This is a genomic window from Mitsuaria sp. MSU3D, from assembly GCF_056867975.1.
This window is the reverse complement of sequence record NZ_CP200314.1, coordinates 2,983,707-3,006,807: the sequence shown is the minus strand read 5'-3', so window position 1 is coordinate 3,006,807 and position 23,101 is coordinate 2,983,707. Positions and strand designations below refer to the sequence as shown.

The 23,101-nt window shown below is 74.3% G+C and carries 10 protein-coding genes; all 10 read right to left on the bottom strand.

From position 1 onward, the window contains the following. Window positions 1–4: 4 nt before the first annotated feature. On the bottom strand, window positions 5–5,215 hold the full coding sequence (locus AC1VNM_RS13200) for an eCIS core domain-containing protein (RefSeq protein ID WP_483107218.1): 5,211 nt from the start codon (window positions 5,213–5,215) through the stop codon (window positions 5–7). Further along, window positions 5,212–7,257, bottom strand: a complete 2,046-nt coding sequence (locus AC1VNM_RS13195; protein WP_483107217.1) for an ATP-binding protein — start codon at window positions 7,255–7,257, stop codon at window positions 5,212–5,214. Before AC1VNM_RS13195 ends, AC1VNM_RS13200 begins: the two co-directional genes overlap by 4 nt. After that, entirely contained in the window at window positions 7,254–8,855 is a 1,602-nt protein-coding gene (locus AC1VNM_RS13190; RefSeq protein WP_483107216.1) for a hypothetical protein, read from the bottom strand. The genes AC1VNM_RS13195 and AC1VNM_RS13190 overlap by 4 nt, the downstream gene beginning before the upstream one ends. Window positions 8,856–8,859: 4 nt before the next feature. Further along, a complete protein-coding gene (locus AC1VNM_RS13185; protein ID WP_483107215.1) occupies window positions 8,860–14,025 on the bottom strand; it encodes a hypothetical protein in 5,166 nt (1,721 codons plus the stop codon). A gap of 24 nt (window positions 14,026–14,049) precedes the next feature. After that, complete coding sequence (locus tag AC1VNM_RS13180) at window positions 14,050–16,188, bottom strand: hypothetical protein (protein WP_483107214.1); 2,139 nt, start codon at window positions 16,186–16,188, stop codon at window positions 14,050–14,052. A 109-nt stretch (window positions 16,189–16,297) separates the two neighbouring features. After that, window positions 16,298–17,236, bottom strand: a complete 939-nt coding sequence (locus AC1VNM_RS13175; protein ID WP_483107213.1) for a hypothetical protein — start codon at window positions 17,234–17,236, stop codon at window positions 16,298–16,300. Then, the gene (locus AC1VNM_RS13170; protein ID WP_377152919.1) at window positions 17,233–17,622 is read right to left on the bottom strand and encodes a hypothetical protein; all 390 of its coding nucleotides are present in this window, start codon (window positions 17,620–17,622) and stop codon (window positions 17,233–17,235) included. Before AC1VNM_RS13170 ends, AC1VNM_RS13175 begins: the two co-directional genes overlap by 4 nt. Before the next feature lie 13 nt (window positions 17,623–17,635). Next, on the bottom strand, window positions 17,636–17,950 hold the full coding sequence (locus AC1VNM_RS13165) for a hypothetical protein (protein ID WP_431104626.1): 315 nt from the start codon (window positions 17,948–17,950) through the stop codon (window positions 17,636–17,638). 18 nt (window positions 17,951–17,968) lie between these two features. Further along, complete coding sequence (locus AC1VNM_RS13160; RefSeq protein WP_483107212.1) at window positions 17,969–20,746, bottom strand: phage tail protein; 2,778 nt, start codon at window positions 20,744–20,746, stop codon at window positions 17,969–17,971. Continuing rightward, a complete protein-coding gene (locus tag AC1VNM_RS13155; RefSeq protein WP_483107211.1) occupies window positions 20,746–23,100 on the bottom strand; it encodes a baseplate J/gp47 family protein in 2,355 nt (784 codons plus the stop codon). The genes AC1VNM_RS13160 and AC1VNM_RS13155 overlap by 1 nt, the downstream gene beginning before the upstream one ends. Window position 23,101 lies beyond the last annotated feature (1 nt).

Below are 23,101 nucleotides of genomic sequence, written 5' to 3'. Positions count from 1 at the left end.
CAGGTCAGAAGGCCTGCGAAAGGCGGAAGAACTCCGACGTCGGCTCGACGGCGCCGAGGTTGACGTCGGGCACACCGGGGCGGGGCCGGATGTTGAAGCGCGGTTGCAGGCGATAGGTGCTCGTGGGTGGCAGTGTCGTGCCGTGCGGGATGGCGGCGCCGCGGGCTTCCACGATCCCGCCGTTGCGTGCCAGCAGCGGATACCCCGCGAGCTGGTTCTCGGTGAATGGTGCGCTTGCGCTGAGCTTGGAGTCAAACGCGATCAGGCGACCGTCGAGCCGGCTGCTGCCGAGGTTGTCGGCGATGAAGAAGAAGTCCGCCGGTTGCCCGTTGTCCAGCAGGGGGCGGATGCGCACCTGGCGCGAGACCCCGTCGAAGTTGTCGGCGAGGAACTCGTTGCCCATGTACTCCGCCGTCCGGCCATAGGAGCCGCTGCCTTCGACCGCGCTCGCGCGGGCGCTCCAGCCTGGATCGTCCCGGCGCAGCCGCGAGGCCCCCATTTCCTCGCGTCCGGCGATCTCGGGCGAGGCGGTCGCTTCGCGGTGCATGGAGAGCACGTCGTCCGCCGCGCCGCCGCCGGGCAGTTCCGGACCGGCGCGCAGGCGGGCGACCACGTCGCGCTCATTGGCCGCGCCCTTGAACAGCGCCTGACGCTGTTCCGGCGTGTGGAATCCGAATTCGTCGAGCACCTCGTCCATCGTCTTGCCTTCCGCGGACACGCGGGCGGCGAAGGCATCCCGCACGCCCTGCTCCGCCGGGGTGAAGCAGTCCGGGCACGGGATCGGCAAGGCGCCATTCGAGCGCCGCACGCAGCCGCCGCCCGGCAGCTCGACGATCTCGTGCTCGCCCAGCGTGGCACGCTGGTTCGGCGGCTGGCCTTCGACGAGATTGGGATGCTCGTCCACGAAGGCCACTTCGTTGGCCGCCTCGCGCGGCGTGATCTGGTCGCTCTCCATCCGCGAGCTGCGCGACACCGATGCGTCCCGCTCCGCGCCGGTCGCGGGCGGCGTGTCCTCGACGCGCGCGCGGCTCTCGGACGCGGAGGGCATGGCCTCGTCGGAGGCGGCGGGAACAGCGTCGTCCGCGGCCGAGGGAACCGCGTCGTCCGCGGCGGCCGGCACCGGCTCGTCGACGGCGCCCGGCGCATGGACGTCGTCCGCGGCACCGGCCACGCGCGCCTCGCCCGCCAGCGCGCCGCCGGGTGCGCGCGCCTCGGCCCACACCGCGGCGCGGGCCTCGGCCGACGCGTTGCGCGCCATGCCGAGGTTGGCGATGTCGTCGCCGACGATGAAGCTGCGCGAGAAGCGGCTGCCGAAGTACTCGCGCGTGCCGGACCACGCGCCGCGCACACCGCGCCCGACGCTGCCCGGCAGACCGCGCACGCCGCGCGCCACGGCGCCCGGCAGGGCCCGCGCACCGCGCGCCACCGCGCCGGGCAGGGCCCGTGCGCCTCGCGCCACGGTGCCGGGCAGCGCGCGTGCGCCGCGTGCGAGGGCTCCCGGCAGGGCGCGCACGCCGCGGCCGGCCGCGCCGAGGCCACGCCCGACCGCGCGTCCCGCCGCCACGGTGCCGCGCGCGATGCCGCGCCCTGCGGCCACGGTGCCGCGGCCGATCGCCCGGCCGGTCGCGACGGCGCCGCGACCGATGGCACGCCCCGTCGCCAGCGCCCCACGCCCGATCGCGCCCGGTGCCGCCCGCGCGCCGCGCGCCAAGGCACCCGGCAAGGCGCGCACGCCGCGGGCCGCCGCGGCCGGCAGCGCGCGCAGGCCGCGTCCCGCCGCGCCGAGCGCCGCCCGTCCGCCGACGCCGGCCCGCGCGCCCATCTGCGCGGCGTAGCGCACGCCGCCGCCCGCCGCGCGGATCTCCGACGCCGCCGCCCGGCCGCCGAGCTGTCCCGCCTTGGCCATGCCCATCTGCATCAGCACGTTGCCGGCGTCACTGACGTTCTCCGTCATCTGGTCGGCCTCGGACTGCAGCTCCGCCGCGGTCTGCGCGCAGGCCGCGTCGATGAGGTTCTTGATGAACACCAGCGCCTGCAGCACCAGCGCCACCTTGCCCACGGCGATGGTCCAGCCGCCGACCGTCGTGAGCACCGTGGTGCAGAACGCGATCACCGGGCCGGTCACCGGCGCCGCCGTCCCGAAGGACAGGATGGTGATCGCCGTCATGATCGCGATGATCACGCCCGCCAGCGCGGTGATCGAGCCCAGCACGATCGTCAGGCCGGTGGCGATGTCGGCCGCCGACTTCAGCAGGTTGCCCAGCGGATCGCGCCGCCACTGCTCCGCGCTGAGCAGGTTGGCGCCGCCGGAGAGCATCATCCCCAGCCCGCTGACCACGCCCATCATCGGCCCGCGCGGGTCGATCAGGCCCAGCGCGAGGTGGCCGAAACCGGGCCACTGGATGTTGCCCACCGAGCCGAACAGGTTGCGGCCGGTCTGCCGCAACGCCCAGCCCATGCGGTCGGTCGCGCTCATGGCGGCGAAGCCGCCCTCGGTCTGGCTCTCGATGTCCGCGATCTGCGCGGCGCGGCGCTCGGCGGCGGCCTGCTGCGCCTGCTGGCGTGCCTCCTCGTTGGGCGGCTCCACGCCGGTCAGCCAACTGGGCAGGGCGCCCGACACCGCGCCGGCCGCATCGACGCGCTCGCGTTCCGGCGCCGCGGGCGCGGCCGGTGCCGCCGCGGCGATGGGACCCCCGTCCGCGGCGCCGCCGGACGCATCGGCGCCACCGTCGCTGCTCCCCTCGGCCGCCATCGCGCCGGCATCGCCGGCGTCGCCCGCATCAGCTCCCGCGCCGGCATCGCCTTGCGGCGACAACGCATCCGCGCCGGCGCTCGCATCGGCCTCCGGCGCTGCTCCTGCATCACCGGCAGCGCCGCCTGCGGCACTGTCCGCTGCACCACCGTCGCCGGCTGGCGCCTGTGGAGGCGGTGAAGGCGGAGGTGGCGGCGTCTCGACATCTCCGCTGTCCGCGGGTGTGCGCTGCACCAGCTGATCGCCGCCATCGAGCGGCGCGGCGTCGATCGATTCGGTCTCCATCGGCGGCTCGACCTCTGCCGCTTCGGGCTCGTCGCCCGAGGCCTCTTCTTCCGAGACCTCTTCGCCGAGGGCTTCCTTGCCATAGAGTTCGACGACCTTCTCGCGGGTCCACGGTTCCGGCGCCGGGACCGCCGCCATGTTGGCGGCGTAGTCGCCCTGCACCGTCTGCAGGCGCGATTCGAGCTCGTTCGAGGTCTCCGCCAGCGCCGCGCCGCGGTCGTCGATCGCGGCGGCCTGGCCGGTGTGCTCGTCGGGCGCGCTCGCCAGCGACTCCATCTCGCCGCGCGCCGCGCCCGTCTGCTCGCCCATCGTGCCGAGCTTGTCGCTGGTGGCCGCCAGCGTCTGGTCCATGCCCTCCAGCCGGCTCTGCGTGACCGCGTTCTGCTGCTGCGCCTGCGCGGCGTCCTGACCCAGCGTGCCGGCCTTGGCGCGCGTCTGCGTGACGGCGTCGTCAGTCGTGCCGATGTCGCTGCCGGCCTGGTTCATCGCGCCGCCCTGTTCGCGCGCGTTGGCCGCGGCCTCGGCGTCGTCGGGCGTGTTGGCGGCGTTCTCGGCCGCAAGGCCGGAGGCCTCGCTGGCCATCGGTCCGGATTCGGCCTTGCCTTCGTCCGCCTTGGACTCGAAGTTCGGCGCCTCGGCCGCGACCGTCGCGGCCTTCTCCTGCGACACGCCCAGTCCCTGCCGCGCCTGACCGAGCAGCTCCTGCCGGAAGGCCAGGTGCTCGCGCGACTTCGAGACGCCCATCTCGGCCTGCATGACGCCGCCGCGCACCAGCGCCAGATTGCCGCGCAGGGTGGTGGCGTTGCGCCGTTCCTCGGTGGCGAAGGAACGGATGCGGCCGCTCTGCTCGCGCAGGCTCTGCGCCTGTGCCGCGAGGCCGGCGACCTGCTCGTCGGCGGCGGGATCGGCGGGCAACGGCCCACCGCCCGCATCGGTGGGCGCGCTGACCGCGGCGGGCACGGTCACCGGCATCTCGGGCGCCGGCATCGCGGTCCCCGCCGCGGTCCCGAAGGCGGCCTGCGCCTGTCCCGCACCGCCGTCCGCGAGACCGCCCGCCGCGCCCTTGCCGCCGCCTTTCCCGCCGGCCGCGGGCGGTCCGTCCGCCTCCACCAGCGGATCGGCGGGGGCGTCCGCGGCCTGCTCCGTCTGGGCGGCGGCCTCCTCGACCTTCGGCGCCTCCTGCGCCGGCCGGTCCACCGACGGCTTGGCCTGTGGCTCCAGCTTGCCGCGTTCCTGCGCCAGTTCGCCGCGGTCCACGCCGCCGGCCGCGCTGCGTGCCGTGTGCGCCCGCGCCGCCGCGTCCCCGGTCGGCTGCTCGTCCTCGTGGCCCTCGCTGGCCGCGCTGATCTTCCCCTGCATCCGCGACAGCACGCCGCCGCCGTCCTCCGGGTGGCGGTAGTCGGCGGGCGCGCGCTGCACCGCCTCCGGACGGGCGCGGCCGCTGCCCTGCTGCACCACGTGCGCGACCTCGTGCGCCATCAGCGGCAGGTCGTCCGCGCGCTGCTGCGGACCGAGCCAGATGTGCTCGCCGTGGGTGAAGGCCTTTGCGTTCAGCGCCTTCGCCATGCCGTCGGCGGCGGGGCCGGCGTGCACGCGCACGTCGCCGAGATCCGCGCCGAGCGAGGACTCCAGCCGCGTGCGCACGCCCGCCTGCAGCGGGCTGCCGGCGTCGGGCGCCTGCGGCAGTGCCGCGGCGCCGGGCGCTTCGCCCGCCGTGTCGGCCCCGCTGCCGGAGCTGCTGCCCGTGCCGCTGCGTTGCACGAGCGCGTCGTCGAGCGGCGTCTCTGCTTCGGCGGCGCATTCCGCGCAGAGCCTCTGGACGACGGGCGTCTCGCCTGAGACGGTGAATGCGCCGGCCGCGCCCGATGCACCCGATGCACCTGATGCGCCAGCAGCCCCGGACGCAGCGGGCAGTCCGGGCACGTTCACCGCTTCGTTGCGCATCACCGCGTCGGCGACGGCATCGGCCTCGCGCTCGAAGGGATCGTCCTGCCGTCCGATCGTGAGCTTGGGCTGGACGCCGCAGCCCGGACCGGACGCGCCGTGGCGGGCGAGGAAGCGCGGCAGTCCGGCGGCCGCCGACTCGCCCGCCGCGCAATCGCAGTGCGAGGCGCCGCGATGTCCGGCCGACGTCGGCGCGACAGCCTGGGTCCTGGCCTGAGGCACCGCCGTGTTCATGGCCCCTCCGGCGCGGCTCCGTCGGACGCGAGCACCCGCAGCGCGGCGGGCAGCGGCTTGCCGAGCTTGCCGTACTCCGCGACCAGCGCCGGCAGCAGATCCGCCGCGCCGACCGGCCCGCCGTGCGTGCGCGCCGCGGCGGCCAGCACCACGTTGCGGACATGGCCGCCGGCCAGCTCGCACCCGGCCGCCAGCTGGTTCACCGTGCCGCCGTCCAGCCGGTGCCCGTCGCCGAGATGCGCCAGCCACAGCGCGCGGCGCTCCTTGGGCCCGGGCGGCGGGAACTCGACGATCACGTCCAGCCGCCGCGTGAAGGCCGAATCGAAACGCGCGCGGCTGTTGCTGGTGAGCACGGCGATGCCCGCATAGGACTCGATCCGCGAGAGCAGGTAGTTGGTCTGCGCGTTGGCGAAGCGGTCGTTGGAATCCTTCACGTCGGTGCGTTTGCCGAAGAGCGAATCGGCCTCGTCGAACATCAGCACCACCTCGGCGTGTTCGGCGCGGGCGAACAGCTGGGCGAGGTTCTTCTCGGTCTCGCCGATGTACTTGCTGGTCACCGAGGCCAGGTCGACGCGGTACAGCGGCAGGCCCAACCGCGTCGCGAGCCAGCCGACGGCCAGCGACTTGCCGGTGCCCGACGGCCCGACGAAGAGTCCCCGCACCCCGGTGCGGAAACGCGCGCGCATCGCCGGACCGAGGCCCCGGGCGGCGGTGTCGCGCGCCAGGCATCGGTCGGCGAAGGCGTCGAGCTCGACGCGCAGCGGCGCGGGCAGGACCAGCGCGTCGTCCGGCACGGGGTCGGCGAGCAGTTCGGCCAGGGCGCCGAGATCGCCGGCGCTGCCGCCTCGCGCGGCCTGCACGACGTGGGCGGGGGTGACGGTCTCGGCGCCGGCGGCTTGCGCCTCGAAGCGCGCCGCGCGGCCGAGTTCCGCGATGCGGCCCGCCGCGTGGCAGTGCCGGTGCCCCAGCGTCTGGGCGAAGCCGGCATCGCCCAGCGCGTCGAGCCAGAGCGCGCTGCGTTCTTCCGCCGGCGGAATCGGGACGGACCAGCCGGGGGCGGTGTCGCCGTTGAACTCGATGCTGCCGTCCGGGCCGGCGGCGACGAGCAGCGGCCCGTGCCAGCCGGGGATCGCGGCCACGCGGCGGCGTTCGCCGGGGGCGAGTTCGAGGCTCACGACCGGGACCGCCGCGGCGAGCCAGAGCCACGGGCCGAGGCCTTCGGGGACGTCGCCCTCGATGAACACGGCGCGGGCGCGCAACTGGCGGGCGACCTCGGCGGCGGCAGCCTGCGCCTCCTTCGGATGGCCGCTGCGCACGACGAGCACCGCGCTCGCGCCGCGGCCCAGCGCCTGCGCCCGCGAGCGGGCGGCGTCCTGCAGGCTGGGCGGCAGCGGCGTGTCGTCCACGCGGCCGATGCGCAGGCCCGGCCATTGCAAGGCCGGCGGATCGGACAGCGCGAATACGATCGGCTGCGGCACGGTAAGCGTGGCCTCGGGCAGGGCGCGGTGGTCGTCGTCGATGTGCAACAGGCCGCTGCGCCGCGCCGTGCCGGTGGCCAGTGCGGGGAAAGGCGAGGCCTCGCCGAGCGCTGCGGCCACCTGCGCGGCCAAGCCCACCGTCGGCCGGGCGCCGCCGACCGGCGCCTGCAGCCAGGCGAGGACGCGCGCGGCCATCGCGTCGGTCTCGGCCGCGCGGGCGATGGCGACGGCCACCTCCTCGGCGAGTGTCAGCTGCAGCGTGGCGGACAGCGCGACCAGCCGGCGGTCGGCTGGCGGGGGCGCGGCGCGCCAGCGCGACAGCCAGGCGGCGACGTCCAGCGCGCCGAGGTCGACACGCGCGGCGCACTCGGTCAGCCACGCGGCCTCGGCGCTTGCGCCGCTCGCCGCCGTCGGGCTGTGCTCCTGCGCTGGCGCCAGCAGCGCGAAGGCGAGGTCGGCGAGCGTCGCGGCAGCGGCGGCGTTCGCGGCATCGGCGGTCGCAGCGGACAGCGACGCGGCGTCGGCCGTCGGCGGACGCAGATCGGGACGCAGCGGCGCGTTCATGCCGGGCGCTCCGCGCCGAAGTGGAATGCCACCACGCGCCCGAACCACGGCAGCCAGCCGGGATCGATGTCGAGCCCGAGCCGGCGCAATCGAAGCTCGCAGTCGCCGAGCGGGAAATGCAGGTCCACATGCGTGGCCGTGGCGCACACGTGTCCGCGGCGCCGGACGAGTCGTACCAGTCCGATCCGCCCGGCGCCTTGCAGCCAGCGGCGCGCGTCGGCCAAGGCCGCTGCAGCGTCGGCCTCCATCGTCGGGTCATTGCAGGGCGCCGCCGCGAGCTGCCACATCGGATCGTCGCGTGGCGCATGCGAGCGTCGCAGTGCCAGGCGGAGCACCTCCGCAACGAGGCGGCAAGCCGACTCGTCGTCCGGCGCGCGTCGCGGCACGCCGAGGTGCGCCAGCACGGGGAGCAGGAACAGCAGCCCGCCGCAACTCGTCGGCTGCATCCAGGGCCAGGCGCCCGATCGCAGCGGGTCGATGTTGACGCGCGTACTGCCCGGGCCGTCGGCGTCGTCCTCGGCAAGCGCGTGCGAACGGGACCGTGTCTGGCGATGCGCATCGCTCGACGTCGATGGCGACGCGCGGGAAGTCTCCGACTGCAGCGCCGGATCGGCACGATCGACGGCACCGTTCGGAGATATGGCGTCGTCATTGCGGTGGCCGAGTGCCGGGAGGCGCTGATTCCAGAGCGAGCCCCCGCTTGTCGCGCTGGGCGGGAGATCGGAACTGGACGTCCGGGACGCTCCGTCGCGACCGCCGGTGGTCGCGGCAGTGGCGCCGGCGGCCTCCAGAAGCCGGTGCAGCCAGTGCGGCACGAGCGCCTCGTCGTCTGCACCCGTCGTGGGGGAACGAGTCGCGGACGCCGTCGACGAGGACGAGGGATTCGCGCGCGATCCCATCGCACCTGCGGCCTCGTTCAACGCATCGTTCGGGGTTTCGTTCGACGCCCTCCGCGCGGAGCGGAACGACGCGCCGGCGGACGCAAGACCTGACACCCGCGCCAGGCCGGCCAGGTGCAGCAGGCGGTGGCCCGCTGCCTCGTCGAAGCACGCGGCGACGCGCGCGGCACCGACACCCCGCACGAGCGCCGCCGCCCACTGGGGCAGGGCCACGCGGCCCTCGGGCGTGCGAGCGATCGCGAGCGCGATCCGCGCGAGGTTGTGCCGCACCGGCAGCTGCCCATCGAACTCCGGCACCGCCAGCGGCCAGTACCACGCGTCGGCACGCCGACCCCGCAGCAACCGCGACGCCAGCTGCGTCCGCGCTTCGAGCACACCGGCGAAGACGACGCAGCCCGCGCGGTCCGCGGCGCTGTCGTCGATGTCCGTCGTCGCGTGCCCCGTGGCATCGCCCGGCGCCACCCACTGTCGAGCGACGGCGGCCGTCTTCTCCTCGATCAATCGCGACAGCGCCTGCGACGTCGCGCGGGCCGTCACGGGCCCCAGCGCCAGCTTCCTCACGACGATCAGCCGGCCGCCATCGTCGCCAAGACTGGCGCAGCGCAACGCATCCTCCAGCGTCGGCATCATCCGGCGCACCGCCGCCTCGCCGGGCGCACGCAGCCGCAGGTGACGGACGATGCGTTCAGGCGCGGCCATGCGATCACCTCGCCTTGAACAGCGTCCGTTTCGCCGCGCCCGCCGACAGGCTGACCATCGCCGTCGTGTCGAAGTGCACCCGCACGTCGTCGCCCAGGTCGACCTTGGCGGACACCGTGTGGATCACGCGCGCCGCGACCTCCTGCTGCCCGAGGTCCTCGACCGTCGCGCGCGCCACCAGCGTGTCGCCGCGATACATCAGCGCCTGCATGCCCACGCGCAGCTTGGTCGTGTCCAGCACCGTCAGCGGGATGCGCGTGCCCGGGATCACGCCCGGCGTGGGCCGCGCCATCCGGCCTTGCACGATGCGGTCCACCGGCGCGTGGCTGGCCAGCAGCAGCGCCATGCGCACCACGTCGTTGACCAGCGCCACCGCCTGCGGCTGGCCGGGCTCGATCTGCGCGAACAGCCAGTCCACATAGGACTGCATCCGCCGCCGGTCGAGGTAGGCGATCTCGCCCCAGCGCGGCAGGCTGGCGAGGTTGCGCAGGTTGGGCGCGGCGTCGAACTCCGACAGCATCTCCGCCCATTGCAGCCGGATCACCGGCAGCACGCCGCTGAACTCCGCATGCAGGCAGGCGGTAACGGCGCGGATGCGGTCCAGCTCCGCCGCGGCCTCGCGCGCCACGTCGGCGCGGCCATGGCCGCCTTCGGCGAGGTCACCGAAGCTCACGACCTGCTCGGCCTGCTGCCGCACGCCTTGCCAGGTCGCGACCTTCAGCAGGCCGAGGTCGAGCGTGCGCAGCGTCGCGATGCGCGGCCCCAGCGCCTCGGCCTGGCGCGTGGCGACCTGCACGATGCCGGCCGCGACCTTGGTGCTGGCCGCGATCGTCTGCACCGCCAGCATCGGCGCCGCGAGCCCGGCCACCGCGCGGGCCTGCGCGCTGCCGACCAGCCGCACCAGATGATCGACCTTGTCCAGCCGATGCAGCAGCGGCGGCGCGCGCACGAACCAGCTGGCCGGCGCCTCGCGCACCACGCGCAGCATGTCCAGCAGCTCGTCGGGCGCGTCGGGATGCTCGCGCAGGCAGGCCGGGACGGCCGGATCGACCAGCCCCGGATCGACCGCGCGTGTCGGCGCGGACAGCAGGTTGTCGGCCTCGCGCGGCCGGATGAAGGCGATGAACGTCACCTCCTCCGTCAGCACCTTGGCGCGGCGGGTGTTGATCCCCGCGACACGCTCCGTCTCCTCGGCCAGCAGCGCGCGAGCGACGCTGACATCGTGCCGCGCTTCGGCCAGCGCGTCGCCGACCTGGGACAAGCGCGCCGTCATCGTGTCGATCTCGCCGCGCAGCGATTCGAGCGCGCTGTCGCAGCGGTTGAGTGCGTCGCGGTACACCGTCAACCGCGCCTCCAGCTGGCGCAGGACCGCGATGGTGATGTCGGACAGGCTCACCGCCTGCGTGAACAGCGTGGCCTCGTCCAGCGCGGCGTCCGATCCCGTCGGCGGCTTGGCCAGCGCGGCCTGCAGCGTCGGGTTGTTGCGGAAGTCCGTCAGCGGCCGCTGCTGCGCGTTCGTGTTGGCCAGGAAGGGATCGTTCGCCAGCCCCGGGATCTGGAAGTCCTGGAACAGCGCGGGCAGCTCGCCGCTGTCCTCGGCCGCGAAGGACTCCAGCAGCCCGAGCAGCGACATCACCGTGCGCTGCCGGTTGGCCAGCGCGTAGTTGCGCGCCTCGGGCGAGGGCGGGTTCTTCAGCCGCTCGGCGATCGCCGTGGTGCGGATCTCCGACAGCCCCACCACCGGATTGGCATAGATGATCGGTGGCGGCGCCTTGGGCGGCTTGATCAGCACGGCCTCGACCTGCGCGCGCGCATCGATGCGGGCGTTGAGCTGGGCGTTGACCTGCGACTTCAGTTGCGCGTTGGCTTGGGCATTGATCTGAGCGTTGGCCTGGGCATTGACCTGCGCATTGAAGTTGGCGTTGGCATTGAGGTCGGCTCGGAGGCCGGCATTGAGCCCGGCGCTCGACTGCGCCATCGTGGCCACGCGATCGTTGGCCGCCGCGTTGATCGCGGCCGCCGTCGCCGCGGCGGTGGCGCTGAAGCCCGCCGCCGCCGCGATGCCCGCCGTGCCCTTGGGCACGCCGGCGGGCGCCGGCGCGGTCGCCGTGGCCTTGACCTTGCCGATGTACTCCTGGATCTGCTGCTGCACGACCAGCGCGCTTTCGCTGGTGGCCAGCGCCGCCAGCGTCGGCGAGACGGCCAGCCGGCCCGCGTCGCTGGCGCTCATCGTCAGCTGGCGGATGCGGTGCATGTCGACCTGCATGTGCGCGAAGCCGAAGTCGGTGATGTCGTCCGCGCGGTCGATGCGCCGGCGCAGGTAGTCCGCGAAGCCCTCCAGCCCGCGCAGCAGCAGCTGCGACTGCTCGTGGCCGGACAGCCGCTGGATCAGCGGATCGGCGACCAGCTCGGTGTAGACGCGCACGGTGCCGATGCGCGAGGACGGCGTCGGCGTCAGCACGCCGAGGTTGTGCTGCGGCTGCAGCGGCGCGTTGAGCAGGGGGTTGTAGAGCGGCACGGTGGTCGGCCGCGGATCGTCGCTGACCTGCTTGGGCCACATCAGCTCGGGTGCCGCGCCGGCCGCGGCCGGCCTGCGCCGCAGGTCGCTGAAGGCCAGCGTGCCGTCGAAGGCCATGACGACGATGCCGAACACCGACATCCGCGCGCCGCCTTCGCCGACGACGTTGCTGTCGGGGATCGCCAGCGGCAGTTCCACCCAGCTGCCCGAGCGCGGCAGGGCGCCGCCGCGCACCGTCATCGCCTGCAGCGTCTCGAGGCCGGGCAGCGCCTTGCGCAGCTCGGCGAAGCGGTTCTCGCCCCAGTAGGCGAACTTGATCTGGATGCTGGAGGTCGGCGTGTTGTCCGCCCGCAGACCGCGACCGTAGACGCCGATCCACAGCGAGCGCGGCGGGTTCAGCTCGTCCAGGTAGAGCCAAGTCGTGACCGTGTCGGCGGCGCCCTTCTCGATGACCGTGATCGGCGAGCCGTCCTTGTTCATCAGCGTGTGGCCGCGCCAGCCCGACGCCGGCGGATAGGCGAGGTTGAAACCGCTGGTCGGCACCGCGAGCGCCGACGCCGATCCCGCGCCGGGATTGAAGATGTCGCCGCCATCCTGCGACTGCAGCTGCGGCAGGCTGGGCACGACGCCGTCGTGCGGCTCGAACGGCGTCCACAGGTCGTTGGCGGTGAGCAGGTCCCAGGGCTCCTCGCCCTGGACGCGGGCGCCCGGCGGCAGGAAGTTGCAGAACCACTTGCGCCACACCTGCGGCGTGCGCGCGCCGGTCAGGCCGTAGGCCGCGCGGCCGTCGAAGAGCGCGAAGGCCATGCCGTCCAGGTTCTTCGCCGCCAGGCCCAGCGCGGACGCAGGCACGGTGAGCATCACCCACTGGCCGGGCGTCGGCAGGTCGCCGGCGCGGAAGTGCGCGGCCGATCCGACCGGTGAGCCCCAGCCGATCAGGTCCTCGCCCCAGTAGGCGCGGTGTTCCCAGTTGCCGTCGGTGTGCCACTGCAGCATCAGCGTGCGCGGCGGATGGTCGGGATCCAGGCAGACCCAGCAGAACAGCGATTCGCCGGTCTGGACCGCGAAGGGCGGATTGGCGCCGTCGAAGAAATGCTGGTGCAGGCCGGCGCGCAGATCGCTGCGATGGCCGCCACCGGGCGGAGGCTCGCCCCAGGGGCTCAGCGATTCGTTCTCCACCGCGTCGGGATCGCTCTTGAACGGCGGCACGACCGGCGACTTGCCGTCGAGCGCATGCGACAGCATCGCCGCCTTGTTGCGCAGCCCCTGGCGCAGGCCCAGCGTGCGGGCGCGGCGCAGCAGGTTCTCGTCGAGCGTCTGCTGGAACAACGGATCGACGATCTCCTTGTGCAGCAGGCGCGGCTCCCATGAGCCCAGCGGCACCGGCACGAGCAGCCGCACCGCCTCGGGCGCCGCGATCGAGAGCGGCGCCAGCGACGCGCTCGCGCGCACGGCCAGGTCGAGCTGCTCCACCGGCACCGGCACGGCGTCGAGGTCGAAGCCGACGGGGAAGAAGCCGCTCTTGAGCGTCGCCGGATCGAAGGCGTTGCGCGGCAGCAGGCCCACCGGCGGCAGGAAGCGGCCGAAGGCGTCGTTGAGCGTCTCGGGCAGCGGCGCGGGCTCGCCGGCGGCGGCGACCTGCTCGGCCAACTGCTCGATGCGCGCCTGCCAGAGCGCCGGCTTGCGGGCGCCGGCGATCAGCGCGCCGTCCGTGTACGCGAGGCGCGAATCCCGGCCATTGCCGCCGCGCCGCACGACGCTCGCGCGATCCAGCCACAGCGGCTCGCGCGTCACGCTGTCGAGCGCGACGAGCGCGATCGGGAGTCCGAACTCCTCCCAGGGCAAGACCTGGCCCTCGGGCAAGGCGTCCTCGGCCTGGAAGACTGTCCACGCGAGCGCGTTGCGCAGCTGCACGGCCGGCACGGCGGGCAGTCCGCGCCATTCGCCGGGCCACACGTACCAGAGCAGCCGCGCGCCGTCGCCCAGCCGCCAGTCCTCGAAGGCGGCGGCATCGCCGTAGGTGCCTTCGTCGCAGGCACTGCGCTCGCAGGGATCCATCGGGTCGGCGCTGGAGCGGTCCGCCGTCACCGGCTGCAGCACCAGCACGCCGATGGGCGGCAAGGTCGCCAGCGAGGCGGCTTCCAGCGCGCCCAGCGCGGCGCCGATCTTGCGCGCGCGCAGCGTCGAGGGCGCGCCTTCCGTGCCCGGCTCGACGCCGCTACCGTCGACGAAGAAGCCTGGCGGCGCGACCACCGGCACATCGGCCAGCACGCAGCGCAGCGGCTGGTTCAGCACCAGATCCTCGCCGCTGCACGCCAGGCCGAGGCCGCGGGTGATCTGCAGTTCCACCGCGTTGAAGCCGGTCGGCGCCGGCGGCACTGGCGCGGGCGCCGGTGGTGGTGGCGGGGGGATCACCGGACCGGCCTGGACCTCGAGCCCGCTGACGATGCCGGCGGTCCAGTCCTGACCGCGCGTGGCCAGGTGGCCGGCCTGCCAGGCCTGCCATTGCGTCAGCGCGCCCGCGGTGAGGGCGCGACCGGGGAAGACGTGGGGACGTCGGCGCCAGTCGCCGGCGGCCTCGATCGCACTGCCGGGCGACAGCCCGACGACGCGCTCACCGGCCAGCGGATCGCGGATGGGAGTGGTGCTCACGATGGGTCTCCTCGGAGCCTGGGATCAAGATTGCGGCGGGCGCCTGGTCGCGGCGGTCTTCTTCGCCGCGACCTTCTTGGCGGGTGTCTTCTTCGCTGCTGCTGCCGCCGAGGCCGTCGCCGTCTTTGCAGCGGTCGCCTTTGCGGCGGTGGCCTTCGCAGCGGTGGTCTTCGCCGCCGACGGCTTTGTGGCGGTCGAAGCAGCGGATGCTGTCGACGCGGTGGCAGACGGCTTCGCTGCTGGCCTTCCCGTCGACGTCGCCGGTGCCCTCGCTGCAGGGCCGGCCTTCGAGGCGGGATCGACCACGACCGGCTCCGGTCCAGGCGTGGGCGCCGGCGCTGGCGTTCCCGGCGCGCCTGGAACGCGCGTGAGACGGGCGCTCAACTGATCGAGCTTCGTGCCCTCGGCGCTGCTGGCGGCGGTGTCGAGCTTGCGCCAGTTGTCGTTGCTCGCCAGGCTGACCAGCGCCGTGCGGGTGACGGCGTCGCCGGCATGGCGTTCGAGCTTCTCGAGGCCGTTCCCGACGGCACCGTCGGAGAGCTCCGCACCGACCTGCAGCACGCGCGCATGGTCCAGCCCGGCGTCGCGGCCCGCCTCGCGTTCCCCGGCGGGCTTCGCGTTCAACGCGCCGAGCGCCGCCGCGGTGAGCGCAGGCGAGGCGGCGATGCGCGGCGAGGCCAGCAGCGACATCACGCTCGACGCGGCCCGTGCGCTCGACGCGGCCAGCACCTTGTCGAGCGCGGGCGTCAGGCCGAGTTCCGCGATGCGCGCGGTGATCGCGCGTTCGACGACGACGTCCGAGCCGCCCGCGACCGCGATCGGCTTGCCGACCAGGTCGTCGCGGTAGGCGAGGTTGCGCCGCCGCACGAACCACAGCGAGTCGAGCTTCGCAAGCCGCGCCCATTCGGCATCGGACGGGTTGGAGACATCGACCGGACGCAGCGGCAGCGGAATGCGCAGGCGGGTCAGGATCTCCAGCGGCTTGCGTTGCGCGACGAGGTTGGGCGCGGCCGCCTTGAGGGGCCGCGACACGGTCGTGAGCTTCGCGCGGACGGCGGCGAAGTCGGCGCGCGGCACTGGCGCGAGCACCAGCACCGCCGTCAGGTCCAGCGCCGCCTGCGGCGCGAGGAAGTCGATCGGCGGCAGCGCGAGCGCCTCCTCGACCAGCGCGGGCAGTTCGTCCTCGGGAATGATGGAGAAGTCGACGTCGACTTCCGACGGGAAGTAGCGCTGCGTGAAGTCGGCCGTGTCGATGATGCCCGCCGGCAGCGGGCCGGCCGGCGGCAGCGCGGGGAACTGCGTGGCCGCCGGGAAGCTGCGGCCGTGGAACTGCGCGACGACGTCGGCGAGATGGTTCTGGTGCTGCATCAGGTGCGCGAGCCGCAGTCCGCGTGGCGCGAAACCCATGCCGGGCAGGTCGCCGCGGTCGGCGCCGAGCTCGCGCCGCACCATGGCCTCGTCGATCCAGACCAACGAGTTGGACTGCAGCGCGAGCATCGCGACCGGCAGCACGTTGGCCGACCAGCCGGGCGCGCCCGGCTGCGTGAAGATGGTCCGCGCAGCCGTGCCGCGGCGCGCGTCGAGCGCATCGGCCGCGCCGTCGTCCTGCCAGGGCACGAGCACGACGGCCGTGGCCTCGATCACGTCGCCGTCCTCGACGGTGCGCGCACCGGTGAGCGTCGTCGGATAGGCGCCGATCGGATTGGCGGTGAACTCGACCGGCCGCAGGCCCAGCACGAACAGCCCGGTGCGGCTGCGCAGCGGCGCCACCGGCAGGCGCGACAGGCCGAAGCGCGCCGACAGCTGTTCCGTCTGAGGGATGTCGGCCAGGTCGATCGTCAATTCGCGCGGCAGCAGCACCAGCTCGCCGGCGCCGGTCAGGCCCTCGCCGGCGGCGATGCGGACGGTCTGCGGCGTCGCGCCTTCGGACACCGACAGCCCGTGCGCGACGCCGCTGCCGGCGGCGCGACCGAGGTCGGACTCGCGCGTCAGGAAATACTGCTGGTCGCGGATCAGGTCGCGTGCCGCCAGGAAGCGCCCGTCGAAGTAGCGCGGGCGCTGGCGCCGCGGATCCTCGACCAGCACGCCGCGGTTGCGCAGCGTCGGTGCCTCGACGGGATCGATGCGCTCGCGGGCGGCGCCGAGGGTGAGGTTGATCGCCATGTCGGTCTCCTGAAAGGCTCGGTGCGGCTCGTGCTGCGGTCGGTGGCTCGTTTGCGGCGGAGTCGGATGCGGGGCTGAGGCGGCTGGTGGCTGCGGGGGTCAGGCGTTGCTACAACCCTGCCCATTGCGCGAAGAGCGCGGAGGGCGGCAGGAAGCGCCGTCCCCAGTTGTCCACCAGCGGCGCCGCCGCGAGGCGCGCGGGCGGCGTCGCGTTGTCGACGGGGATGAAGACGCGGGCGAGGAACACCGCGCTCGGGTCCAGGTGGCGCGGCTGCTCGGGGGAAGGCTCCAGCCCGCCGTCGCCGCCCGCATGACCACTGCCGGCCCAGCCGTGCAGCACGGCGTCCTGCAGCGCGTCGCGACGCGCCTCGGGGGCCGCGTCCGGATCGCCCGCGACCGGATCGGCCGGCGGCAGCGGCAGACCGCTGTAGGCGTCGTCGAGCCCGATGCGCGGGATCATCAACAGCTCGTAGGCATCGCGCAGCCGCGAGATCGACACCGCGTTGAGCGCATCGAACGGACCCTGCGCGAAGCTCGGCGTCAGCCCGCGCGCGCAGGCCGCGAAGCGCAGGAACACGTCGGCGACGACCGCCAGCGCCGGCAGCGCGACGCCCGACGCGATCATGCGCGGCGAGGCAAAGCGCGCGAGGTCCGTGTACGCCGCCTGCGTCAGCGCGCCTCCGGGCACGTTGCCGGTGGGCGTGCCGTCGCCGATGACGGCCAGGCGCTGCGCGTCGTACCAGCGCGGCAGGCGCAGGCAGGCGTCGAGCGGCAGCTCGACCAGGCGGCCGAGCCGGTCCACCGCCACGCCGGGCAACACGCTGATCTCCTCGACCTGCGTGGGCGACGCCGGCAGGTGCCGCACCTCCAGGCCCGCCAGCGTGCCCGGCCCGGCCACGAAAGCCAGCGCGCGCGCGAGGCGGCCGCGGTGATAGGTCTGCTCGTCGCTGAAGTCCTGCGCGTCCAGCAGCATGCCGGTGGCGTAGGCGAGGCGGTCCGCGCGCGGCTGTGCCACCAGCGGATCGGCGTTGGTCGCCTGGATGCTCATGAAGGTCTCCTCGACGTGCGTGGGGACGGAGGTCGCTTGGGCTTCACCGGCTCAGCCGGATTCAGCGGCGGGGCGGGCTTCACCGGTTGCGCGGGCTGGGCGGGCAGGGTGGGCCGCATCGGTTCAAGCGGCGGCACGGGCCCTGCCGGACGAACCGGCGGCGAGATCGGCGGCCCGATCGGCGGCCCGATTGGCGGCGCGATTGGCGGCAACACCACGCGCGACTGCGTCACCTGCACCACGACCTCGTCGGCCGCGCGGCTGGGCAGCCCGGCCGCGTTGACGACGGACAGGCGGAAGCGGTGCGCGCCGACGGCCAGGCCCGCGTCGACCTCGACCGTCGCGGTCTCCGTCGTCACGGGCTTGCCGAGCGGGAACTTCGCCATCGCGCCGCTCCGCTCAGGTCACCGGACCCAGGTAGGTCCAGACGTACTTGACGACCTTGCCGCCGCCCACGTCGAAGGACGCGGAGCCGTCCAGCTCGAAGCTCTTGCCGAAGGACGCGATGCGCGGCCCCCGGATCACCGCGGTCGGCGCGTCCTGGTCGGCGACGATGATGGTCACCTCGTCGGGCTTGGACGCATTGCCGGCGTCGTCGACGACGACGAGCCGGAAGGTCTGCCGGCCGATCGCCAGCGGCTTGTCGGGATTGACGGTGACCTCGATGGTCGGGACGTCGGTGCTGATGTCGGTGCCGGGAATGAATTCGGCCATGGCCACTCTCCTGCGGGGTCAAACATCCGTCGGCGGCAACAGGCGCCAGCGGTACTCGGTGATCTGTCGGCCCGAGGCCGCGCGCGAACCGCGGGCGTCGAGCATGAAACTGGCGCCGGGCGCGGCCACGGCGTCGAGGCCCGCGTCGGCCTCCGGCGGCGGCGCGCTGACCGGCGGCGCGCCGGACAGCCGCGGATCGAGCACGGCGGCGCCGATCAGGTAGTCGCCCAGCCCCAGGCCGCTGCGCTCGACCTGCACCGGCCGCGGCAGGCGCGGCGGACCGAGGTAGGTGTCCACGCCGACCAGCGCGGCGATGCCCACCATCAGCGGCCAGGTCGCGGACACGACGCGCATCTCCACGTGCGCCGGTGCCTCGAGCTGCGCGATGCGCCGGATCAGTGCCAGGTCTTGCGGATCCACCGACTGGTGCACCAGCACCGTCGCGCGGAAGGCGAGGCGGGCGTCGAAGTCGATTGCGGCCTGGTTCTCCACGGCGGCGGTGGCGCTGGTGACGTCGGCGTCGGCGTTGAAGAGTGCGATGAGTTCGACGCGCTCGCGGTCGCCGATGACCAGCGTGTCGCCGACGACCGAGTTGCCGCTGACCTGCAGTCCGGGCAGCAGCGGATCGTGTTCGTCGCTCAGGTCCACGCCGAGCAGCGTGGCGAGGATGCGCCGCAGCCGGAAGTCCTCGATGACGAGCACCTCGCCGCCGCGCACCGCGCCGTCGGTGGCGATGTCGAGCGCCAGCCGCAGGCCCAGGCGCGTGCCGTGCCAGCGCGCGAGGTCGGGCGCCGCGCGCAGCCAGTCGCGCCGGCGCGCGGCCGGCAGCGCGGGGTCGAAGGCGACGCCGATCCAGCTGCCCAGCCAGTCGAGCTGCGCATCGGCGACGACGTTCGGATCGGTGAGCAGGTGGGCGGCGGCGACCTGGTCCTCGAGGCGCGTGAGCACGCCTTCGAAGCTGGCCAGCATCCGCGCGTTGAAGTCGGCCGGCGTGGCGCGCGGGCGGTAGACCGCGATGGCATCGGGCTCGAGCCGGAGCCGCCAGGCGCGGCTGGCGTCGCTCAGCAGCCAGGCGTCGCCCGCGTGTTCGACCTCGACCGCCGCGCGGTCGCCGAGCGTCACCTGCTCCAGCCGCAGCCGGGCGCGCAATGCGTCGTCGGGCGCGCCGCCGGCATCGAGGGCCGCGGCGAAGCTCGCGTCGATCTGGCCGACGCGCTCGCCCGGCGCCTGCGCGGCGGCGCCGAACAGCGATTCGCGGTAGAGCCGCGGCAGGTAGCGGTCGGCGTAGGAGAAGCGGCTGCCCCACACGCGCAGCGCGGCGATCTCCGGCGTGGCGCGCGTGTCGCCGTGCAGCACCAGCCGCAGCCACAGGTAGCGGCCGGACAGCGTGCGCACGCGTTGCCGCGCGTTCTGCACCAGCACCGAGAACAGACCGCGCACGCCGGCCTCGCGCTCGCCGCCGAGCAGGCCGGGGTGGTGCGGCAGCTCGCTGGGCGTGGGTTCCCACACCGCGATCGGCACCTGCGGCGCGCGCATCGCGTCGTCGAGCTGGGGGATGTCCGCGCCGAAGCCGTGCGGATGCCAGGCGAGCCGGTCGTCGTCGGCCGGCGGCACGGGATCCTCGGTGGCGGCGAGCCAGGCGACGAAGCCGGTGTGGGCGGGCAGGGCGGCTTCGGCGAAAAGGCGGTGCCAGACCGTGCCGCCGTCGCCGCTGTCGATCATGCGGGCGACGAGGCCCGAAGGGCCGTCGGCGTAGTGACGCGCCTCGCCGCGCCGCGCGAGCTGCCGCAGCGACAGCGCATGCAGCGGCTCCGCGCTGGCCGCGCCGGCTGGATAGTGCGGCGGCTGCGCCGCGCCGTTGGCGAAGGGGCCCTCGACGGCGTCGGTGGCCAGCGGGTAGACGTCGCCCAGCGGCATCAGCTCAGTCTTCGCGGCGCCCAGATCGAAGGCCGGCGCGTCGCGACGACCGGGCACGCGCACGGCAACGCGGTCCGGCGCGAGCCACGCGACCGCATACGCATAGGTCGCGCCCAGCAGCGTCTGCGGCGGAGCGAATCGGCGCTCGTCGGTCCACCAGCGGCGGACGCGCGCGGTGCCGATGCCGCCGGTCCAGCTCAGCAATGCGAGCGCGCCATCCGGACCTCCGGCGATGGCGACGGGCGTCTCGGCGACGTCGAGTGGTGTCGAGCCGATCAACGCGAGCCGCGGCGCGCAGGCGTTCTCGGGGTCAGGCCTGAACACGCGCGGGTCGTAGTCGTCGGGCTGCGGCGTCTCCGTGCGCATTGGCCGGCCGGTGAGTCGGGCGATGCGACCGGTCGAGCGCTCCAGCGCCCACACGCCGCCGTCCGCCGCGGGCGCGAGCCGCCAGGGCACGAAGCCCGCGAGCGACACGTTCACGTCGTTCCAGCGACCGCGCAGGTCATGCATGCGAACCGCCGGCGTCGCGGCGTTCGGCAAGGCGAGGTAGAGCACGCCGTCCGGCGCGGCGCAGAGGTCGGTAGGCGTGTCGTCCAGCACCAGCAGCGTGGCCTCATCGGGCAGCACGCTCTTGACGAGCACGCTGGTCGTCGCCGCGTCCCAGCGGGCGACGCACTCCAGCGCGTCGATCGCGCGCGGCACGCGCTCCAGCGCCGATTGCGCGGCGGCGAAGGCATCGGCGGGCGACATCGCCGGCACCAGCGTGCGTTCGGACGCGAGCCGCAACCGCCGGCAGCCGCCATCCCACACCACGTGTTCCACGGCGGGGAAATGCGCGGCCTCGCCGAGCAGCCAGAAGCGCAGGCCGTTGGCGTCCATCAGCACAGCTCCGGCACGACCGGCACCGCGACGGCGTCGGCCTCGGCGAAGGGGTTGGGCAACGCGCGCAGGTCGGTCGGCGCAGCGCTGCCTTCGATGGCGACCACCGACAGCAGTTCGGGCAGCTGCCAGGGCTGCAGCGCGAGGATCTGCGCGCCGTCGGCGGCGATGGCGGGCAGCGGTTGCCACTCGGTGCCCGCCTGCCGGAACAGGCGCAGGCCGCGCAACTCGTCGACGCCCGGCACGCGCGAGACCTCGACTTCCAGCTCGCGGCTGCGCACCGCGCGGCCGAGCGGCCAGCCCTGGCCGTCGAGTCCGCCCGGCGCCAGCGGCCACAGCAGGCGGCGCAGCGACTCGCGCACTTCCAGCAGGACCTGATCCCGCGCATACCCGTCGCGGATCGCGACCGCGACGGACACGCCGACGGCCACGTAGTCGCAGCCGATCACGTAGAGCTCGGTGGCCAGCGGCGTGCGCACCGAGAGATAGGCATGCAGGCGTTCGATGAAGGGACGATCGGGCCGCGGGTTCGGCGCGGGCGCGAGCGGCGCGGCCGGCAGCGCGAGCACGCTGACGACGCCCGGCACGTGGAAGCGCCGGTCGCGCGGCTTGAAGCGCGGCAGCACCTCGACACGGCCGACGTCGACCGCGGGCGCTTCCAGCGCGAGGCGGCGGTAGTCCTCCTCGGTGACCGCGCGGTCGCGGTGCCGCAGGCGCGCGGGGATGCGACGCTCGGCGACGGCCAGCGTCTCCGCGTCCTCGCCGCCGCTCAGCGCGAGCGGCTGCAGCACCTTGATCGGCGGCGCGGGCTGGCCGTCGATGCGGCGCGCGTTCAGCTCGGCCAGCGACTCGGGCGGCAGGTTGCCCGCGCGTCCGCCGCCGAAGCGACCCAGCGCCAGCCGCACGCGCATGCCGGACTCCGGCACCTTGCCGCGCATCCCGTCGCCCAGGCGCAGGGTGCCGGCCTCGGCGTCGAGCTCGTAGGCCGTCGCGTCGCGCGCGACGTCGGGATCGGCGCTGAGCGCGCCCAGATCATCGACGCGCGTCCACGGCTGGTAGCCGCGGCCGGGCGCTTCCACTTCGATCTGCAAGCTCGTCGGATCGACGGCGCTCATCGGCAGCGGGAACTGCTGATCGGCCGCGCCGGTCGACACGCCGAGCACGCGGCCGGTCACCGTGGCGCGCTGGTCGATCTCGATGGCATTCACGCCGATCCAGGCGAGCGGCAGATGCTGTGCCGTGGCCGACGCCAGCGCGGTGGCGCCCGTCGCCGGCGCTCCGGACGCCGAGAAGGCCGCGGAACTCGATGCCGCCACGGCATTCGAAGCGGGGCCCGGCTGCGGACGCAGTCGCAGCCAGGCGACCAGCCGATCGGCGCGCTCCGGATCGTCGAGTCGCGGCGGCGCGTCGCCGACACCGGCCTGCGGATTCAAGCCGACGTCATTCTTCGGCGCCCAGATCTGGCGCTCGTCGGGCATCTGCAGGCGCAGCGTGCCGGCGCGCGACAAGCCGTTGCTGGTGTCGGTGCCGGGCTGCACCGGCAGCGTCAGGTAATCGGTGTCGAAGTCCGTGCGGCCGCGCGTCGTGATCTCCCACAGCACCGGGACCGGCGTGGGTGCGGTGACATCCTCGAACAGCGCCGGGGGCTTGAGCGCAGGAACGACGCCCATCGACAGCAAGGGCGGCAGCGCCGCATCGCCGCCGCCGAGCGCGGACTTCACCGCCTCGTTCACGGCTTCCTGCTGGTCGGCCTGCGGCGCCTTGGGCGCGAGCAGCGCGATCCACAGCGCGCGGTCGGCGCTCTGCGCGAAGACGTCGATGCCGTCCGGCACCGCGCGGCCCTGCGCGAACACGGGCGTCGTCTCATAGGCCTTCAACGTTCCGCTGAGCCGGTGGATGCGGGCCAGGCCCTGCAGCACGTCGCTGCGCCGCGCGGTCTCCGTGCTGCTGAGGCGGCGCTTGATGTAGGCCTCGCCGGTGATGGGCAGGACGGTCGTCTCCGACAGCGTCTCGAAGGGCATCGGCGCCTTCAGCGTGCCGCCCGGCGCCAGCGTGTGGGCGCCGCGTTCGGTGTCCTTCGCGAAGGCCAGGCTCACGATGCCGCGCGCCGGCAACGCGGGCTTCAAGCCCAGGCCCAGCAGCTTGAGGAAGACCAGCCGCTGGCGCTCGGGGATCAGGTTGGCGCGGTACAGCAGCGCGTCGCCCAGCCACGCGAACAGCTCGATCAGCGTGCGGCCGGGGTCGCCCAGGCGCGGGTTGGTCCACTCCGGCGTGTGCGCGGGGATGCGCGCGAGCAGCTCCTCCACCAGATCGTCGAAGCGGCGGTCGTCGAGCGAGGGGGGCAGGATAGCCATG